The following is an 18,336-nucleotide window of genomic DNA, read 5'->3' as shown; positions in this document are numbered from 1 at the left end:
ACGACGCGCTGCGGCGCCAGTCAGCTAGTTTCCAAAGCGCACGCGCAGCACGCCGAGATCGCCGTAGACCAGCTCGATGTCCTGATGCACAGGCACGTCCAGGAACCCGGCGTAAGAACCGGTGATGACGTGCTGGCCTGCATACAAGCCCAGCCCTTGTTCCCTCAGGAAGTTGGCCAACCAGTACAGACCGGCCTTGGGGTGTTCGTTGGGATGGAAGCCGGGATGTTGCTCCACTTCGTTTCCGTTCACCGACAAGGTCAGCGTCATGCTGGCCGGGGCGGCGTCGGGCGAAGCAATGCGGGGGCCCAGGACCAGGCCGTTGTTGAACATATGGTCGGCAAGCAGCTCGGGCAGGCTGGCGTGTTCCGGCGCCGCGTAGCGGCAGCCCAGCACTTCAAGCGCCAGGCGGGCGCTGCCCACGGCGGCGTCTATCTCGGCTTCGGTGTAAGGCGTGTCACGGGCGGGCAGGTCGTGGGCAAGCTCGAACGCAATTTCAGGTTCGACGCGCACGACGCCGGTGCGCGTCGCGACAGGCCCCGCGTCGGCGTAGGCGGTGCCTGATGCATAAATGGGCGCCACCACGGTCTTCTCGGGGGACGGCAACGCGCTCTTCCAGGCCGCGATGCGGTCCTGCCGCGTGTCTTGCAGTAATTGCGCAGTGCGCTGCTGAACGGCAAAGGCCTGTCCCAGCGATTGCGGACGGCAGTCAGCGGGCAAGCGTGGGCCCGCCACACCCGCATCGCGCGCGGCGATCAGGATGCGGGCGGCGTCTTCGCTACCGGGATAGTCTTCAATGCGGATCTGCATGGGATCAGCGCCCCAGGAACAGCATGACCCACAGGACGATCATCGCAATCAGCCCCAACCAGCACGAACCCCAGAAGCCCACAATGGGCCACTTCAGCGACAGCGGCGTTTTTTTCGGGTCGACGTGGCCCAGCAGGTCGTTGGCGTTGCCGATCAGCCAGAATCGTGTGCCGGGAAACATCAGGCGGAAAAAATAGTCCAGCATGATGGCGGCCTGGATCGACAGCGGGTACTGGGCCCAAGGGCGATGCTGCAAATACGGATGCTTCATTCGGGCGTTGATCTCCTTGCACTTGAAGAAGAACAACACGATGCCGCTGAGCGTACAAGTGATGAAGCAAAGCACGAATAGGCTGAAGGCCATGGCCATGACAGGTGAATGCATGGGGGATCTCAAGATTGCGCGGCGCGCCGCGTTGGATGAAAAGAAAGCAGAACGAGGAAAGCAGAATTAAGAAAGCTGGACTAAGAAAACAGACTCAGTGTGCTGACCTAGAATTTTCTGGCCGTATTGTAGAAGGCTTGGCGATGCCGCGTGTTCAGGGCTGCGTCAGCCGTGGCGAGCGGGGCTGGCCGAGCGCCACGCGGGTTCAGCCGCGTACCTGGCCTTCGCCGCTCAACACCCACTTCAGGGTGGTCAGGCCTTCCAGGCCGACGGGGCCGCGCGCGTGCAAGCGGTTCGTGGAGATACCGATTTCGGCGCCCAGCCCGTATTCGAAGCCGTCCGCGAAGCAGGTCGGCAGGTTGACATAGACCGAGCTGGAATCCACTTCGCGCTGGAAACGTTGCGCCGCCGACAGATCTTCGGTGACGATCGAATCCGTGTGGCCGGAGCCCCAGCGTGCAATGTGTTCGATGGCGTCATCCAGGGTGTCAACGATGCGCACCGCCAGGATGGGACCCAGGTATTCCGTGCCCCAGTCTGCTTCGGTAGCCGGCGTGATGTGGGGCAGCAACGCCAGCGTGCGCGGGCAGCCGCGCAGCTCGACGCCGTGTTCGACAAACGCCGCCGCCAGCGTGGGCAAAATGGACACGGCCGCGACCGCATCGACCAACAGCGTTTCCATGGCGCCGCAAATGCCATAGCGGTAGGTCTTGGCGTTGAACGCGATGCTGTGCGCTTTGTCCGGGTCGGCCGCTGCGTCGATGTAGACGTGACAATTGCCATCCAGATGCTTGATCAGGGGCACACGGGCTTCCTGCGACAGGCGCGCGATCAGGCCCTTGCCGCCCCGGGGCACGATGACGTCGATATGCTCGGTCATGGTGATGAGTTTGCCCACGGCGGCGCGGTCGGCGGTGGCCACGACCTGCACGGCTTCCGGCGGCAAGCCGGCAGCGGCCAGGCCGGTCTGGACCACGCGGCCCAAGGCGATGTTGGAGTGCAGCGCTTCGCTGCCGCCGCGCAAGATGGCGGCATTGCCCGACTTCAGGCACAGCGCGGCCGCGTCGATCGTGACGTTGGGGCGCGATTCGTAAATGATGCCGATGACGCCCAGCGGCACCCGCATCTGGGCCACGCGCATGCCGTTGGGGCGCACGGTGGTGGCGGTGATGCTGCCGATGGGGTCGGGTAGCGCCGCGATCTGGCGCAGGCCTTCGGCCATGTGGGCCAGCGTTTTGTCGGACAGCGTCAGGCGGTCAAGCAACGCGGGTTCCAGGCCGTTGGCACGGGCGGCTGAGACGTCTTGCTCGTTGGCGGCCTTGAGCTCGTCGTGGCTGGCGGCCAAGGCGTCGGCCATTGCCAGCAGCGCCTTGTTTTTCGCGGCGCTATTGGCGCGCATCATGGCGCGCGAGGCGTGCCGGGCGTTTTCGCCCAAGGTGAGCATGGCGTGTTCGATGGAGGACGAGGACATGGCGGCGTCAATCATGGAGGTTTTGGGGGCGGCTTGAGGCGGCGGTTTATCGGCCGCCTTAAGGTCTGGGGCCTGGGCGCTAGAGTCTAGCGTCTAGGGTCTAGGGTCTAGGTCTATTGCCTGGGGCCAGTGGATTCAGTGTATCTCCGGCGGCAAGGCCGGAGGCGTCGGGAAGACAAGGGGGCAGCAAGGTGAAGGCGGCGGCTGTGCCGCCTTCACGGTCGTCCGCCGGCGGCGGCAACACGCAGGGCCAGGCGGGTCATTTCTTCCCAGGGGTCGGACAGCCGGCCGGCGACGGACAAGCCCTTGATCAGGCGGTCGACGTCATGGGCGTGCTGCACCGCGGCGGGCCAGACGCCGGGCTGCACCCGGTTCAGCGCCTGTAGCGCCAGACGCTCGTGCGCGCCGAAGATACGCAGCCGGCGCATCAGGCCATTGACGTCCTGGCCCAGGGCGCGCGCCTCGGCCACGCGGGCAAGCAGGCGGATTTCTTCGCCGACGGCCCACAACACCAGGGGCAGGGCTTCGCCTTCGGCGCGCAGGCCATCGATCATGCGGATGGTGCGCGCGATGTCGCCGGCGAGCATGGCGTCACGCAGGCCGAAGACGTCGTAGCGCGCCACATTCAGCACCGCGCGTTCCACGTCTTCCGCCGCCAATTGGCCTTCCGGATACAGCAGGCCCAGCTTCTGGATTTCCTGGTGCGCGGCCAGCAGGTTGCCTTCGACCTTGTCGGCCATCCATTGCAGGGTGGCGCCGTCGGCACGCTGGTTCTGGCGCGCCAGCCGCATGCCGACCCAGGCGGGCAGCCGGCCACGTTCGATATTGGCGATGTCTACCATCATGCCGGCGCGGGCAAGCGCCTGGACCCAGCGGCTTTCGCGGGTGGCTTTGTCCAGCCGGGGCAGCGCGATCAGGATCAGCGTGTCGGCATCGGCCTGCTTTTCGGCTTGCTCGGCCAGCTTGGTCAGCGTGTCTGCGCCTGACTTGCCGGGCTTGCCGGTGGGGATCTTGATTTCAAGGATGCGGCGGTCGCCGAACAGCGACACGCTCTGGGTGGCGGCAAGGACGCTGCTCCAGTCGCTGCGGGCGTCCATCACCATGGAAAGCCGCTCGGAATAGCCAGCGTTGCGCGCCGAGGCGCGCAACGTGTCAACGGCTTCCGTCACCAGCAAAGGCTCGTCGCCCGACACCGTATACAGCGGGGCCAGCCGGTTGCCGGGCCGCTGCAGGTGCTCGGCAAGCCGGTCCGCGTCCAAAGACTGTGCCATGGCCTAGCGCAGGATCGCCGGGTCCGTGGTGGACGGCGTTTGCCAAGGCGTGGGCGTACTCTTTTGCTGCGGCGCGTTCGGGTCATACAGCGGGATCTCGCCGCTTTCACCGCGCTCAGCTGCCTCTTCGTAGGCGCGGTGCACTTCGGGCGCGGTCAAGCGGCGCAGCAGGCGCGACACCAGGTCGCGCTGCATGGCTTTGTACAAGGTGTCGATCTGGCCTTGCTTGGCCTGCACGACCTGATCGTCATACGGCATTTCGCGGTAGATGGACAAGGTGGTGTCCGGGATCAGCGCGCGGCCCTGGTTATCGATCAGGCGGAACGTGTAGTTGATGCCCAGTTCGTATTCCTCGACCCGGCCTTGCGCGTTCAAGGAGACTTCGCGCAGCGTGCGGGTATCGCTCACTTGCTGCAGGATGGCCTGCGCTTCCTTGGGCGTGTCCACCAGCTTGGTCTTGGGCGAGGCCGCCCGCAACGCGCGGCGCACGTCGGCGCCGAACTGCGTGTTGTCCGGCATGCCGATGTACATCGTGTCGAACGGCATCGGGGTGACGCCGCGCAGCGCGAAGCCGCAGGCGGAGAGCAGCATGAACAGCGCCAGGCAGGCGCCGCGCAGCAGCCAGGATTGGCGGGGGGAGTGCGAGAGTTGCCCGGCGATGTACATGCTTGACCTCATCAGCCTACGACGTTGACCAGTTTGCCCGGCACCACGATCACGCGCTTGGGCGGACGACCTTCCAGGAAGCGGGCGACCTCTTCCTGGCTGGCTGCGAGCTTTTCGATGTCTTCCTTGGCGGCGCCGGCGGCCACGCGGATTGAGCCGCGCAGCTTGCCGTTGACCTGGAGCATCAGCTCGATTTCGTCCGCGATCAGCGCGGCTTCGTCCACATGCGGCCATGGGGCATCCAGCAGGTCGCCCAGTTCTTTGGCGTAGCCCAGGTCTTGCCACAGGTGCCAGGTGATGTGCGGCACCACCGGGTACAGCACGCGCAGCAGCACGCCCAGAGTTTCGGCATAGGCAGCGTCGGCGGCGGCGTCTTCGGGCAGCTTGGCGTCGTCGATGGCGTTCAGCATCTTCATGCAGGCGGACACGACGGTGTTGTACTGGATGCGCTGGTAGTCGTAGTCGGCCTGCTTGAGCAGCGTATAGACCTCGCGGCGCAGGTCCTTGACGGGGGCAGTGGCTTGCGACCAGTCGGCGCCATTGGCCAGGCCACGCGCCACGGCGTCACGGCGCGCGTAGCTGATGGACCACAGCCTGCGCAGGAAGCGGTTGGAGCCTTCGACGCCGGAATCGGACCACTCAAGGGTCTGCTCGGGCGGGCTGGCGAACATGACGAACAGGCGTGCCGTGTCGGCGCCCAGCGTGTCGATCAGCGATTGCGGATCGACGCCGTTGTTCTTGGACTTGGACATCGTGCCCACGCCGCCATAGTTGATGGCCGAGCCGTCCGACTTCAGCTTGGCGCCGGTGATGGCGCCGCGGTCGTCGTAGACGTTTTCGACGTCTTCGGGCCAGAAGTATTCGATGCCGCCCTGGGGCGTCTTGCGCGAATAGATGTGGTTCAGCACCATGCCCTGGCACAGCAGCTTGGTGAAGGGCTCGTCGAAATTGAGCAGGCCCATGTCGCGCATGACCTTGGTCCAGAAGCGCGCGTAGAGCAAGTGCAACACGGCGTGTTCGATGCCGCCGATGTACTGGTCCATCGGCATCCAGTAGTCATTGCGCGAGTCGACCATGGCGTTGTCGTTGCCCGGCGAGGTGTAGCGCATGAAGTACCAGGACGAGTCCACGAACGTGTCCATCGTGTCCGTTTCGCGGCGCGCGGGCTTGCCGCAGCTGGGGCAGGCGCAGGACAGGAAGGCTTCGTTCTTGGCCAGCGGGTTGCCGCTGCCATCGGGGATCAGGTCGTCGGGCAGGACGACGGGCAAGTCTTTTTCGGGAACCGGCACCGGGCCGCAGTCGGCGCAGTGGATGATCGGGATCGGCGTGCCCCAGTAGCGCTGGCGCGAGATGCCCCAGTCGCGCAGGCGCCAGGTGGTCTGCTTTTCGCCCAGGCCTTGCGCGCCCAGGTCAACCGCGATGGCGTCCACGGCTTCCTTGTGCGACAGGCCGTCGTATTTGCCCGAATTGATGGTGCGGCCCGACTGCTTGTCGCCATACCATTCCTGCCAGGCGGCGGTGGAGTATTCCTTGCCGGCCACGTCCACGACCTGCACGATGGGAAGGTCATATTTCTTGGCGAAGGCGAAATCGCGTTCGTCGTGCGCGGGCACGCCCATGACGGCGCCGTCGCCGTAGGTCATCAGCACGTAGTTGCCGACCCAGACCTCGACGTCAGCGCCCGTGATCGGGTGCGTGACCGTAAGACCCGTGCGCATGCCTTCCTTTTCGCGCGTGGCCATTTCGGCCTCGGTCGTGCCGCCCAGCTTGCACTGTTCAATGAAGGCGGACAATTGCGGGTTGTTGCGCGCGGCGTGCGTGGCCAGCGGGTGTTCAGGCGCCACGGCGCAGAACGTCACGCCCATGATGGTGTCGGCGCGGGTGGTGAAGACGTACAGCTTGCCGTCCTGGATCAACTGGCCGTCCTGGCCGGCGATCTTGTGCGGGAAGGCGAAACGCAGGCCTTCGGACTTGCCGATCCAGTTTTCCTGCATCAGGCGCACGCGCTCGGGCCAGCCGGGCAGGTCGTTCTGGACGGCGCCCAGCAGTTCGTCGGCGTAGTCGGTGATACGCAGGTAGTAGCCGGGGATTTCGCGCTTTTCAACCAGCGCGCCCGACCGCCAGCCACGGCCGTCGATGACTTGTTCGTTGGCCAGCACGGTCTGGTCGACCGGATCCCAGTTGACGACCTGGGTCTTGCGATAGGCCACGCCCTTTTCCAACATCTTCAGGAACAGCCACTGGTTCCACTTGTAGTACTGGGGATCGCAGGCGCACATTTCGCGCGTCCAGTCGATTGCCAGACCCATCGCCTTCATCTGCTTCTTCATGTAGGCGATGTTGTCGTAGGTCCATTTGGCAGGCGGCACCTTGGACTTGATGGCGGCGTTTTCCGCCGGCATGCCGAAGGCGTCCCAGCCCATGGGCATCAGGACGTTATAGCCACGCATGCGCAACTGACGCGCCATCATGTCGTTGATGGTGTAGTTGCGCACGTGGCCCATGTGCAGCTTGCCGCTGGGGTAGGGCAGCATCGAGCAGGCGTAGAACTTCGGCTTTTCGGAGCCGTCGGCGTTCTTCGCGTGTTCGTGGACCAGATAGGCGTCGCGGGCCTGCCAGTCTTGGTGGGCGGCCGCTTCGACGGTAGTGGGGAGGTAACGTTCCTGCATGGGCTCGGGCACGGTGGCAAAAAAGGGTGAGCCGCCCCCCGCGTGGACGCGGGGGCGGCCTGACGCGGTGGCGGTCAAAACCCCTGATTATAGGAGGTGCTAGACGCGACGAGGGGGCGGGGCTGTTTCGGGGATGCGCGCACTTGGCGCCAATGTGCCATAGGCCAATGTAACCACGCCCAGAACAGCGCCCGCGATGACCACGCCGGGCCAGCCGAAATGGGCGTAAAGCCAGGACGATACCAGTGAACCGGAGGCGCCGCCGAGGAAGTAGCTGGTCATGTAGCCGGCGGTCAGGCGGCTGCGTGCTTCGGGGCGCAGCCGATAGAGCGAACTGGTATTGGTGACATGCACGCCCTGGATGGCCAGGTCCTGCACCAGAATGCCCGCCAGCAGGGCGATCACCGATGCCTGGCCGAAGGCCATCAGCCCCCACGACCCCAGCAACAGCAGCAGGCCCACGCGGGTCGCCAGGTTGCCCAGGCCCCGGTCGGCCAGGCGGCCGAAGCGGTTGGCGGCGTAGGCGCCCGCCGCCCCGGCCAGGCCGAACAGCCCGATGGTGGTGTTGCTGTATTCATAGGGCGGGCTGGCCAACAGGAAGGTCAGCGGCGTCCACAGCATGCTGAACGCGGCGAACAGCAAAAAGCCCAGCAGCGACCGCGCGCGGAACAGCGGCTCTTCAACAAACATGCGCAAGATGGAGCCCAGCAGGCGCGGGTAGCTCATCGTGGTGGGGCTTTGATAGCGGGGCAGCACGCGCCACAAGGCGGCGGACATGCCCAGCATCAGCAGGGCGGCCACCCAGTACACCGTGCGCCAACTGCCCACGTCCGCCAGCGCGCCGGCCACGGTGCGGGCCAGCAGGATGCCCAGCAACAGCCCGCTCATGACCGTGCCCACCGCCTTGCCGCGTTCGTGCGGCGCGGCAAGGGTGGCGGCGAACGGCACCAGGATCTGGGCCACCACCGACAGCATTCCCGTGAGCGCTGTGCCCAGCAGCAGCAAGACGATGTTGTGGGCGAACGAGGAGATCAACAGCCCGCCGGCCGACAGCAGCGTCATCAGCACGATCAGGCGGCGGCGTTCGAACAGGTCGCCCAGCGGAACCAGCAGCATCAGCCCCAGCGCGTAGCTCAGTTGCGCGGTGGTGACGATGGCGCCCGCCATGGCGTTGGACAGCGAAAACTGCTGGCCAATGGTGTGCAGCAGGGGCTGCGCGTAGTAATTGCTGGCAACGGCCAAGCCGGTGGCCACGGACATCAGCAAGACGATCGGCGCGGTCAGCGTGGGCGTTGGTGTTGGCGTGGAAGAGGGGGAGGTGGAAGAAGATGCATTCATCAGTCAGACCCCGATGCCGCCGGGGGTTTCCTGGTCGTGTTTGAGCAAGAGCTTTTTCAGCAGGCCGGCCAATTGTTTGCGCTCGGCCACCGATAGCGGGTCCAGCAGTTCGCCCAGGTCCTTCAAATAGTCCTTCAGCACCAGCTTGATCACGCGCAAGCCTTCGGCGGTGAGCGACACGATGATGCCGCGGCGGTCGTCCGGGTTGGGGTTGCGCACCAGCAGGCCGGCTTGCTCCAGGCGGTCCAGCCGGTTGGTCATGGCACCCGAGGTCAGCAGCAGGGCGTCGACCAGCTTTTGCGGATTCATGGCGTGCGGCGCGCCCGTGCGGTAGAGCGTGGCCAGCACATCGAATTCACCCTGGTGCAGGTTGTGGCGGCGAAAGCTGCGGTTCACGTTGCGGGTGGCGAAGGCGTTCAAGCGGAACACGCGGGTGATGACGGCCATGGCGGCAAAGTCCTGCGTGGGACATTCCGTGCTCCATTGCGAGATCACCAGATCGACCAGATCAGAGGTAGGCATGGCAGTAATATTTTGATATGAAGTTTCTTAACATTAAGATAAATTCTAACCGCCGATCGGGCGCCACGCAAAATGGCCGGCAAAAAAAGAAAGGCCCGCCTCTTTCGAGGCGGGCCTTTCCGGCTTGACCGGATGGTCGCGCGAATTACTGCGCGGCGTCCTTCAGCTTCTTGAGCGGGCGAACCTTCACCTTGACCGAAGCCGGCTTGGCGGGGAACCAACGCTCTTCACCCGTGAACGGGTCCTTGCCGAAGCGCTTGGCCTTGGCGGGAACCTTCTGCACGGCAACCTTGAACAGGCCGGGCAGCGTGAATTCGCCAGCGCCCTTCTTGTCCACGGAACCCAGCACCGAGGTTTCCAGGCTGGCCAGAACGGCCTTGACGGCCTTGGCTTCAACGCCCGATTGCTCAACGATGTAAGCGACCAGTTGGGTCTTGTTCAGGGCAGCCTTGATGGCCTTGGGTGCAGCAGCGACCTTCTTGGCGGCGACGACCTTCTTTGCTGCGGGCTTCACAGCGGCCTTGGTGGCGGTTGCCTTCTTTGCGGGCGCCTTGACGGCGGGCTTGGTGACTTTCTTGGCAGGAGCTTTTGCTTTCGTGGCCATGGTCAAAATCCGTAGTTGAGGACATGGGGCAGCGCGCGCCGGGTATCGGCAATTAACGCTACGCGCCCGATGATAGCGGAAGACTCGCGGTTCTAGCGGCTTTCCTCCGGCATTTAAGCCACTGTTTGTTGTTTTCGACGCAGAAAAGTGCTTGCTGCAAGGGTTCTGTCTGAAATGACGCCGCGCAAAGCCCTGTTTTTGCGGCGTGGCGCCGCACTGAACCAAGCAAGCCCGCCGTGTTCCAATTGCGTGCGAAAAACCAAAATGCATGGATTCAACGTACTTATATGCTGATGAAGAAACTGGCGGCGAGCTTGCTCGTCGCGACCGCATGCCTGTCCAGCGCAATGGCGCAGCCGATGCCCGAACCGGTGTTGTCGGCCAAGGCCTGGCTGTTGCTGGATGAGACCAGCGGCCAAGTGATCGCGTCGCACGCGGCCACTACCCGGATCGAACCGGCATCGCTCACGAAGATCATGACGGCCTACGTTGTGTTCGAGGCCTTGAACAATAAGGAAGTGACGCCGGGGCAAATGGTGGTCATATCGACGCGGGCCTGGAAAGTGCCCGCGGGCAGCTCGAAGATGTTCCTGGAGCCCGGCTCGAAAGTGACCGTGGATGACCTGCTGCGCGGCTTGATGATCCAGTCCGGCAACGATGCGGCCATTGCGCTGGCTGAAGCCGTGTCCGGCAGCGTGGAAGCCTTCGTGGCGCGCATGAACGACACGGCGGCAAGGCTGGGCCTGCATGCCACGCACTTTGCCAGCCCGCACGGTCTGCCTGATCCGGGGACGTATTCCACGGCCAGCGACCTGTCCATCCTGGCGACGCGTTTCATCCGCGATTTCCCGCAGTTGTACAAGACCTACGACTCGGCCAAGCAGTTCACGTTCAACAAGATCACACAACCCAACCGCAACCGCCTGCTGTGGCTGGACCCCAGCGTGGACGGGTTGAAGACGGGGCATACCGATTCCGCCGGCTATTGCATCATCGCCAGCGCGCGCCGGCCCAATGGCGCCGACCAGCGGCGCTTGATCACGGTGGTGGTGGGCACGGCGTCCGACAAACTGCGCACGCAGGAAAGCCGGCAGTTGCTGGAGTGGGGCTTCCAGGGTTTCAATACCATCAAGCTGTACGCGCGCGGCCAGGCGGTGGCATCGCCCGAAGTCTGGAAAGGCGCAAGCGACAGCCTGAAGGCCGGCTTCGCGCGGGATGCCTATGTGACCGTGCCGGCCGGCGCCAAGGTCGAACCGGTGTGGGCGCTGCAGCAGCCGCTGGTGGCGCCCATCGCGGCGCAGCAAACGGTGGGGGCCTTGCGCGTGATGGTGGACGGCAAGCCGGCGATGCAGTTTCCGGTGGTGGCGCTGGAGCCCGTGGCCGAAGCGGGATTCGCGGGACGCGCCTGGGACTCGGTCCGATTGTGGTGGCGTGGCCATTCTGGTTAAGGGAGCGCCGGCTAAGTGGGCGCTTGTTCAGGGGCGCGAGTACAGGCGCGCTTGTCACGACGGCGCGCTTGCCCGGAGGTGTGCGATGGCGGTGAGCTTTCCTGGAGGTCCGGCGCCTGCGCCGGGGGCGGATGACCCGTTGGCGCTGCTGTCGGCGTGCCACGGGCGCATCGCGCGCCAGTGCGCAACGCTGACGCGACTGGCCGCGCATCTTTCCCTGCACGGCAGCGACGATGCCGCGCAAACGGCCGCCGCCAGCGTGTCGCGTTATTTCGATACCGCGGCCACGCACCATCACGAGGACGAAGAACAAGATCTGTTTCCCGCCTTGATTGAATCCATGGCGGGCTCGGATGCGGGTTGCCTGCACGCGCTGGTGCAGGGGCTGATGGACGAACATCGCCGCTTGGAAAGCTTGTGGGCGCCGTTGCGCGCGGCGCTTGCCGAGGTGGCGGCGGGCAGGCCGGCGGTTTTGCCTGCCGAGCAAGTCCAGGAGTTCACGCAGGCCTATGCCGCCCACATCCAGCGCGAAGAAGACGAACTCTTGCCGATGGCGGCGCGGCTGGTGTCCGACGACGCGCTGACGGCCATGGGGCACGCCATGCGGGCGCGGCGCGGCGGCGGAGCGGCCTGAGCCGTCCTCAGCCCGCTTGCGTTGCGCGTGTCACCGCGAGGGATTACGCTAGACGGCTTTCCACACATCAAGCCGCCGCCGGCACGGCGCGGGCAACAAGATGGAGCAGGCGACAAGATGACGCAAGGGGCAAGCAAACTGGCGACCCGCCTATTCGGTTCATGGGTGGAAGACGTCAGCCGCGTGACCTTGCGTGCGGATTTGTCCGCGGGCCTGCTAGGGGCCTTGCTGGTGCTGCCGCAGGGCGTGGCCTTTGCCACGCTGGCCGGGCTGCCCGCGGAATACGGCCTGTATTCCGCGATCATTCCCTGTATTGTCGCGGCGCTGTTCGGGTCCAGCCGCCATGTCATGTCGGGCCCGACGAATGCCAATTCGCTGGCCTTGTTCGCGGTGCTGACACCGCTGGCCGTTGCCGGCAGCCCTGGCTACATCGAACTGGCGCTGGCGGTTACCGTGCTGGTCGGACTCATGCAGTGGCTCGTGGGCGCGCTGCGCCTGGGGTCGCTGGCGCACTTCATTTCACCGTCGGCCCTGTTCGGCTTTACCAGCGGCGCGGCCATCCTGATCGCGGTGCATGCCTTGAAGGACGGGCTGGGCGTGCCGTCGCCGGACTCTCATGGTGCGGGCGCGTTGCTGGTCAGCGTGGGCACGCATCTGGACCAGATACACCCGGGCGCGGTGATGGTGACGCTTGTGACCTTGGGCGTGGCCTTGCTGGCGCGCCGGTGGGATAAGCGCAAGCCCTACATGCTGTTTGGTCTGGTGGCCGGCGCGTTGGCGGCCGCGGCATTCAACGCCTGGGTCGCCACGCAGGGCGGGAGTCCTGTGTCGGTGGTGGGCGCCATCGCGCAACCTTGGCCGCCGTTTCATGTGCCGAGCGTGGATTGGCGCGCCTTGCCCGACCTGCTAAGCCTGGCGTTCGCGCTGACCATCGTGGCCTTGGCGCAATCCATTTCCATCGCCAAGGCGGTGTCCACCCGGTCTGGCCAGCGCATCGACGCCAATCGGGAATTCGTGGGGCAGGGGCTATCGAACATCGTGGGCGGCTTCTTTTCCTGCTATTTGTCTTGCGGGTCGTTGAACCGGTCTATTCCCAATTTTGAAGCGGGCGCCAGGACGCCGCTGGCGGCGGTTTTCTCCGCCGTGCTGCTGGTGGTGCTGGTGGCTTTGTCCGCCCCGTTGCTGGCCATGATTCCGAACGCCGCCATTTCCGGGTTGCTGTTGCTGGTGGCATGGACGCTGCTGGATATTCCGCGCTGGCGGCAATTGATCCGCATGCAGCCCGGCGAGTGCGCGATTGCTGCCGCCACGCTGGCCGCCACCGTCACCATCCGCATGGAAGTGGCAATTCTGCTGGGCACCGTGCTGTCGTTGATGGCGTATCTGCATCGCACTTCACGCCCGGCGATGCGCACGATGGGGTTTGATTCACGCGCACCGGATCGGCGTTTCGTGGTGCTTGAGCACCAGCCCGACGCCTTGCCCGAATGCCCGCAACTGAAGCTCTTGCGCATGGAAGGGTCTATCTACTTCGGCGCGGCGGCCCACGTGGCGCAACGCTTGCACGAGCTGCGCGCCGTGCCCAATGCGCCGCGCCACCTGCTGGTCATGGCCAAGAGCATGAACTTCATTGACCTGGCCGGGGCACAGGTCTGGGAAGACGAACTTGCCGCGCGCCGCGCGATGGGGGGCGACCTGTATTTCCATCGTCCCCGGCCTGAAGTGCTGGACATGTGGCGGCGCACGGGTTTTCTGGATCGGCTGGGCGCCGACCATATCTACCCCGATAAGGCAACGGCGCTGCGTTCGATCTACGCCCGGCTGGACCCCGATATCTGCGCCGGCTGCCAAGCCAGGATCTTCTGGGAATGCCCGCCGCCCAATCCCCAGAACATGGTTGATCCGCACGGGTCAGGCCGCACGGGTCAAAGCGCGGTTTGACGCCGCATTGCCGCACGGGTTTCAGGGCGCTTCGGTGCCCAGATAGGCGGCGCGCACCCGTTCGTCCGCCGCGATGACGGCGGGGGCGCCTTCGGCCAGCAGCGCGCCGCGCACCAGTACCGCGATGTGGTCGGCGTGCTTGAACACCACGTCCAGGCTGTGTTCCGTGAACAGCACGGCGATGCGCTGGGTGTCGGCCAACTGGCGCGTCAGCCGCATCAGTGCGTGCCGTTCGTTGGTGGCCATGCCGGCCGTGGGCTCGTCCATCAACAGCAGGCGCGGCTGGTGGGCCAGCGCCATGGCAAGCTCCACCCGCTTGACGTCGCCATAGGCCAGGGTGCCGCAGGGCGACTCGCCCTTGTCCGCCATTTGTACTTGCGACAACAAGGCCATGGCTTCGTCGGCGGCGTGCTGGTCGGCGCGGCGCCAGGGGCGAAACAGCAGGCGGTCGCGCGCCAGCAGTGCCGTCTGCACGTTTTCGCGCACCGTCATCGACCGGAACGTGGCGGCGGTCTGAAAGGTGCGGCCCACGCCTAGCCGGCAGATCTTGCCGGCCGACAGGCCCACCAGTTCTCGGCCATCCAGCCGCACGGATCCGGCGTCAGGCCGTAGCTGGCCGCCCAGCACGTTGAAGCAGGTGGACTTGCCCGCGCCGTTTGGGCCGATCAAGGCCAGCATCCGGCCCGCTTCAAGCGTGAAGGACACGCCCGCCAGTGCGTCGATTCCGCCGAAGGATTTGCGCAAGCCTTCCACTTGCAGCAGGGCGCCGGTAGTCGTCATGCGCGCCTCCCACGTAGCCGCGCGGCCGCGCCCGCCAAACCGTCCGGAAAGAGCATGACCAGCGCCAGGATGGCCAGGCCCAGCACGGCGTGCCAGTACTCGGTGCTGCGCGCGGCGGTGTCTTGCAGCCAGGTGTAGGCGGCCGCGCCCACCAGCGGCCCCGCCAGCGTCTGCAAACCACCCAGCAAGACCATCATCAGCCCGTCAACCGAGCGGCTTACCGCCATCACGTCGGGCGCGATGCTGCCTTTGGAAAATGCATAGAGCGACCCCGCCATGCCCGCGGCGAAGGACGCCGCGACAAACCCTGCCCACTGTACGCGCCGGGCCTCCATGCCCAGCGCCTCGGCGCGCAAGGGCGAATCGCGCACGCCGCGCAGCGTATAACCCAGCGGTGAAAAAGCCAGGCGGCGCAGCCAGAGGATGCCCGCCGCGCACACGGCCAGCGTCAGGTAATAGAACCAAGGTCCTTGCGTCAGCCACGGCGAGGGCCACAGCCCGATCAGGCCATTGCTGCCGCCCGTGACCTCATCCCATTGGTAAGCAAGCGCCCAGAGTATTTGCGCAACGGCCAGCGTCAGCATGGCCAGATACACGCCGGACAGGCGCACGCAGAACCAGCCGAACAGCAGCGCGCCGAACGCAGCGGCGAAGGGGCCTAGCAACAGGGCGGCTTCCATGGGCACGGCCGCCAGCTTGAGCAGCAGCGCCGCGCCGTATGCGCCCAGGCCAAACCAGGCGGCGTGGCCAAAAGAGGTCATGCCCGCCAAGCCGGTCAAAAAGTGCAGGCTGGCCGCGAACAGCGCGGCAATGAGGATCTCGGTCATCAAGATGCCCAGATACGGCCACTGCAACGTTGCGACGGGCACCAGCGCCAGCAGAAGCAGCAGCAGACCATAGGCCAGCCGCAGGCGGCGGCCGGCCGGGGCAATGGGGCGTTCGGGCGCGCTGGCGTGGGAGCTTGGGGCGGGCGCTTTGCCCAGCAAGCCCCAGGGGCGCACCACCAGCACCACCGCCATCACGGCAAACTCGGCCAACAGGGTCAGTTTCGACAGGTTGAACACCCAGGGGCCGATGTGCACTTGCCCCAGGAAGACGAACACGGCCTTGACGGAACAGATCAGCAGCGCCGCCAGGAAGGCGCCGGGTATCGACCCCAGGCCGCCCACCACCACCACCACGAACGCGCTGGCGATGATCTCCAGGTCCAGCCCCAAGGTGGCGGGGACACGGGGGGCGGCAAGCGCGCCGCCCAGCCCGGCCAGGAACGCGCCCAAGGTAAAGGCGGAGGTGAAAAGCCAGGCCTGGTTCACGCCGAGTGCGGCCAGCATGCTGCGGTTTTCCGCCGCGGCGCGCAGCAGGCGGCCCCAGCGCGTGCGCATCAAGAGCAGCCACAACAGGCCCAGTACGATGGGTCCGGCGGCGATCAACAGCAGGTCGTATTGCGGAAAGCGGCGGCCCAGGATCTGGACCGCGCCGGACAGGCCGGGGGCGCGCGCGGCGAATAAATCCTCGGGTCCCCAGATGGCCAACGCGGCGTCGCCGATGATAAGCACGAGCGCAAAGGTGGCCAGCAACTGGAACAGTTCGGGCGCCCGGTACAGGCGCTTGAGCACCAGCCATTCGGCCGCGGCGCCGATCAGGCCGGTGGCCAGCGCGGCCAGCAACAGGCCCGCCCAATACGCGGGGCCGTCGCCGAACCAGGTGGTGAAGGTCCAGGCCAGGTAGACGCCCAGCATGTAGAACGAGCCGTGGGCGAAATTCACCACGCGGGTCACGCCGAAAATCAGCGACAGACCCGCGGACACCAGGAACAAGGCGCTGGCGTCCGCCAGGCCGTTAAGCAGCTGCGAGAGCAGCCCCGACAGGCTCATCAGTGCGCGGGACGCATCTTGCGCACTTGCTCATCCGGCGGTTGCAGGCGGGCGCCGTCGATATAAGCGAAGTCTTTCATGATGCCCTTGCCGTCTTCCACGGCCGTCACCCCAACGTAGACGCCCATCGTCGATTGATGGTCGATCTTGCGGTATTGGATCTGGCCGTAGGGCGTGTCCACCTTCAGGCCGGCAAAGGCGTCCACCAGTTTCTCGGTGTCCACGGCGCCGGCGGCTTTCAAGCCCTGGGCGATGGACATCAGTGACGCATAGCCCACCACGGACCCCACTTTGGGCGTTTCGTTGTAGCGCTTCTTGTAGGCCTCGACGAAGGCGGTGTTGGCGGGCGTGTCGATGGCATACCAGGGGTAGCCGGTCACGATCCAGCCGGTGGGGGTGTCGGCGCCCAGCGGTTCCAGGTATTCCGGCTCGCCCGACAGCACGGACACGACGGGCATGTTTTCGAACAGGCCACGGGTATTGCCTTCACGGACAAATCGGGTCAGGTCGGCGGCGAACAGCACGTTGAAAATGGCGTCGGGCTTGGCGTCGGCCAAGGCCTGCACCACCGCGCCGGCGTCCACCTTGCCCAGCGGCACGGCCTGCTCGGCCACGAATTCCACATCGGACTGGAACGACTTCATCATGGCCTTGAAGGTGGCCACGGCGGATTGCCCGTATTCGTAATTGGGGTAGACGATGGCCCAACGCTTCTTGCGCAAGGCCAGCGCCTTGGGCGCAAGCGCCGCCACGTGCATCCAGGTGGAGGGGCGCAAGCGGTAGGTGTACCGGTTGCCCTCTTGCCAGGTGATCTTGTCGGTAAGCGGCTCGGCGGCCAGGAAGAACACCTTTTGCTGTTTGGCGAAGTCGGTCAGCGCCAGGCCGGTGTTGGAGAGGAAACCGCCGAACAGCAGTTCCACTTTCTCGCGGGCAATCAGCTCTTGCGCGGCGCGTACCGAATCGCCCGGGTTGCCGTTGTCGTCGCGCGAGATGACTTCCAGCTTCCTGCCCAGCACGCCGCCTTCGGCATTGACCTGTTCCACCGCCAACTGCCAACCCTTCTTGTAGGGGCCCAGGAAGGCGGGAATGGCCTTGTAGCTGTTGATTTCGCCGATGCGTATCGGCGGTTCCTTGTCCTTGGCGACGGCAACGCCGACAGGCGTCAGCGCCAGGGCCAGGAGTGCGGGCGCAAGCGCGCGGCGCAGCAAAGTAAGGCAGGAGGGGAGCATGGCGGTATCGCAGGCGTAGGGGTTTCAAGCGGGGCCAGGCGCGCGGCGCGCAGCCGGTAGCGGCCAATTGAAACATGCTCTTTTATGATCCTGCAATGAAAAAGGCCCTGCGTTGCGGCAGGGCCTTTTTCGACTCACCAGAAACCGGCTGAATTACTTCAGCTTGGTTTCCTTGTAGTCAACGTGCTTGCGAGCGACCGGATCAAATTTCTTGATCAGCATCTTCTCGGGCATGTTGCGCTTGTTCTTGGTGGTCGTGTAGAAATGACCCGTGCCGGCAGTCGACTCGAGCTTGATCTTTTCGCGGATACCTTTGGCCATGTCGTGCTCCTAGTATGTAGATTGGCGGGGAGGCCGATTAGGCCATTTCGCCGCGGGCACGCATTTCGGCCAGCACGGCTTCGATGCCGTTCTTGTCGATCGTGCGGATGGCCTTAGCCGAAACACGCAGGCGAACCCAGCGGTTTTCGCTTTCAACCCAGAACCGGCGCGATTGCAGGTTCGGCAGGAAGCGACGCTTGGTCTTGTTGTTCGCGTGCGAAACATTGTTGCCCACCATCGGGCCTTTGCCGGTCACTTGGCATACGCGTGCCATGGATGCACCTCTTTATGTCGTTCTTGTCGCGCATCGCTTGGGGGGAGGTAGACAGGGTTTTAGCCGCCGGCTTGTATTTCGCATTTGGTGCGCGTTGTG

17 protein-coding genes are annotated in these 18,336 nt (G+C 65.2%); 3 read left to right on the top strand and 14 right to left on the bottom strand.

Going from position 1 to position 18,336, the window contains the following annotated elements; genetic code table 11:
• Positions 1–24: 24 nt before the first annotated feature.
• The 9 genes from CVS48_RS26020 to CVS48_RS25980 form a co-directional block, all read right to left on the bottom strand.
• On the bottom strand, positions 25–810 hold the full coding sequence (locus tag CVS48_RS26020) for a 2-keto-4-pentenoate hydratase (RefSeq protein WP_100856977.1): 786 nt from the start codon (positions 808–810) through the stop codon (positions 25–27).
• A 4-nt stretch (positions 811–814) separates the two neighbouring features.
• The gene (locus CVS48_RS26015) at positions 815–1,195 is read right to left on the bottom strand and encodes a hypothetical protein (protein WP_172616221.1); all 381 of its coding nucleotides are present in this window, start codon (positions 1,193–1,195) and stop codon (positions 815–817) included.
• Between the two features lie 205 nt (positions 1,196–1,400).
• The gene (locus CVS48_RS26010; protein WP_100856975.1) at positions 1,401–2,681 is read right to left on the bottom strand and encodes a glutamate-5-semialdehyde dehydrogenase; all 1,281 of its coding nucleotides are present in this window, start codon (positions 2,679–2,681) and stop codon (positions 1,401–1,403) included.
• 200 nt (positions 2,682–2,881) lie between these two features.
• Positions 2,882–3,937, bottom strand: a complete 1,056-nt coding sequence (holA, locus tag CVS48_RS26005) for a DNA polymerase III subunit delta (RefSeq protein WP_100856974.1) — start codon at positions 3,935–3,937, stop codon at positions 2,882–2,884.
• A gap of 3 nt (positions 3,938–3,940) precedes the next feature.
• Positions 3,941–4,603 carry an LPS-assembly lipoprotein LptE gene (locus CVS48_RS26000; RefSeq protein WP_100856973.1) on the bottom strand — a complete coding sequence of 221 codons (663 nt, stop codon included), beginning with the start codon at positions 4,601–4,603 and terminating at the stop codon, positions 3,941–3,943.
• Between the two features lie 11 nt (positions 4,604–4,614).
• Positions 4,615–7,272, bottom strand: a complete 2,658-nt coding sequence (gene leuS, locus CVS48_RS25995; protein ID WP_100857863.1) for a leucine--tRNA ligase — start codon at positions 7,270–7,272, stop codon at positions 4,615–4,617.
• A gap of 99 nt (positions 7,273–7,371) precedes the next feature.
• Positions 7,372–8,610 carry an MFS transporter gene (locus CVS48_RS25990; protein ID WP_100856972.1) on the bottom strand — a complete coding sequence of 413 codons (1,239 nt, stop codon included), beginning with the start codon at positions 8,608–8,610 and terminating at the stop codon, positions 7,372–7,374.
• 3 nt (positions 8,611–8,613) lie between these two features.
• Positions 8,614–9,132, bottom strand: a complete 519-nt coding sequence (locus tag CVS48_RS25985; protein ID WP_100856971.1) for a MarR family winged helix-turn-helix transcriptional regulator — start codon at positions 9,130–9,132, stop codon at positions 8,614–8,616.
• A gap of 145 nt (positions 9,133–9,277) precedes the next feature.
• Complete coding sequence (locus CVS48_RS25980; protein ID WP_100856970.1) at positions 9,278–9,736, bottom strand: HU family DNA-binding protein; 459 nt, start codon at positions 9,734–9,736, stop codon at positions 9,278–9,280.
• 287 nt (positions 9,737–10,023) lie between these two features.
• Here CVS48_RS25980 and CVS48_RS25975 point away from each other — a divergent pair, with 287 nt between their 5' ends.
• From CVS48_RS25975 to CVS48_RS25965, 3 genes are all read left to right on the top strand, one after another.
• Positions 10,024–11,184 (top strand): D-alanyl-D-alanine carboxypeptidase family protein, encoded by a 1,161-nt coding sequence (locus tag CVS48_RS25975; RefSeq protein WP_100856969.1) that lies wholly within the window; start codon positions 10,024–10,026, stop codon positions 11,182–11,184.
• Positions 11,185–11,269: 85 nt separating this feature from the next.
• A complete protein-coding gene (locus tag CVS48_RS25970; RefSeq protein WP_100856968.1) occupies positions 11,270–11,818 on the top strand; it encodes a hemerythrin domain-containing protein in 549 nt (182 codons plus the stop codon).
• A 117-nt stretch (positions 11,819–11,935) separates the two neighbouring features.
• Positions 11,936–13,759, top strand: coding sequence for a SulP family inorganic anion transporter (locus CVS48_RS25965; protein WP_100856967.1), 1,824 nt, complete (start codon positions 11,936–11,938; stop codon positions 13,757–13,759).
• A gap of 21 nt (positions 13,760–13,780) precedes the next feature.
• Here CVS48_RS25965 and CVS48_RS25960 read toward each other — a convergent pair whose 3' ends face one another.
• From CVS48_RS25960 to rpmB, 5 genes are all read right to left on the bottom strand, one after another.
• Positions 13,781–14,539, bottom strand: coding sequence for an ABC transporter ATP-binding protein (locus tag CVS48_RS25960; protein ID WP_100856966.1), 759 nt, complete (start codon positions 14,537–14,539; stop codon positions 13,781–13,783).
• Complete coding sequence (locus CVS48_RS25955; RefSeq protein ID WP_100856965.1) at positions 14,536–16,413, bottom strand: ABC transporter permease; 1,878 nt, start codon at positions 16,411–16,413, stop codon at positions 14,536–14,538. The genes CVS48_RS25960 and CVS48_RS25955 overlap by 4 nt, the downstream gene beginning before the upstream one ends.
• The gene (locus CVS48_RS25950) at positions 16,413–17,642 is read right to left on the bottom strand and encodes an ABC transporter substrate-binding protein (RefSeq protein WP_100856964.1); all 1,230 of its coding nucleotides are present in this window, start codon (positions 17,640–17,642) and stop codon (positions 16,413–16,415) included. The genes CVS48_RS25955 and CVS48_RS25950 overlap by 1 nt, the downstream gene beginning before the upstream one ends.
• A gap of 153 nt (positions 17,643–17,795) precedes the next feature.
• On the bottom strand, positions 17,796–17,963 hold the full coding sequence (gene rpmG / locus CVS48_RS25945; RefSeq protein WP_003810296.1) for a 50S ribosomal protein L33: 168 nt from the start codon (positions 17,961–17,963) through the stop codon (positions 17,796–17,798).
• A gap of 37 nt (positions 17,964–18,000) precedes the next feature.
• On the bottom strand, positions 18,001–18,237 hold the full coding sequence (rpmB, locus tag CVS48_RS25940) for a 50S ribosomal protein L28 (RefSeq protein WP_050447723.1): 237 nt from the start codon (positions 18,235–18,237) through the stop codon (positions 18,001–18,003).
• Positions 18,238–18,336 lie beyond the last annotated feature (99 nt).

Source organism: Achromobacter spanius, assembly GCF_002812705.1.
Taxonomy (GTDB): domain Bacteria; phylum Pseudomonadota; class Gammaproteobacteria; order Burkholderiales; family Burkholderiaceae_B; genus Achromobacter; species Achromobacter spanius.
Note: the sequence above shows the minus strand (reverse complement) of the source record. Positions and strands in the feature narration are given on the sequence as shown.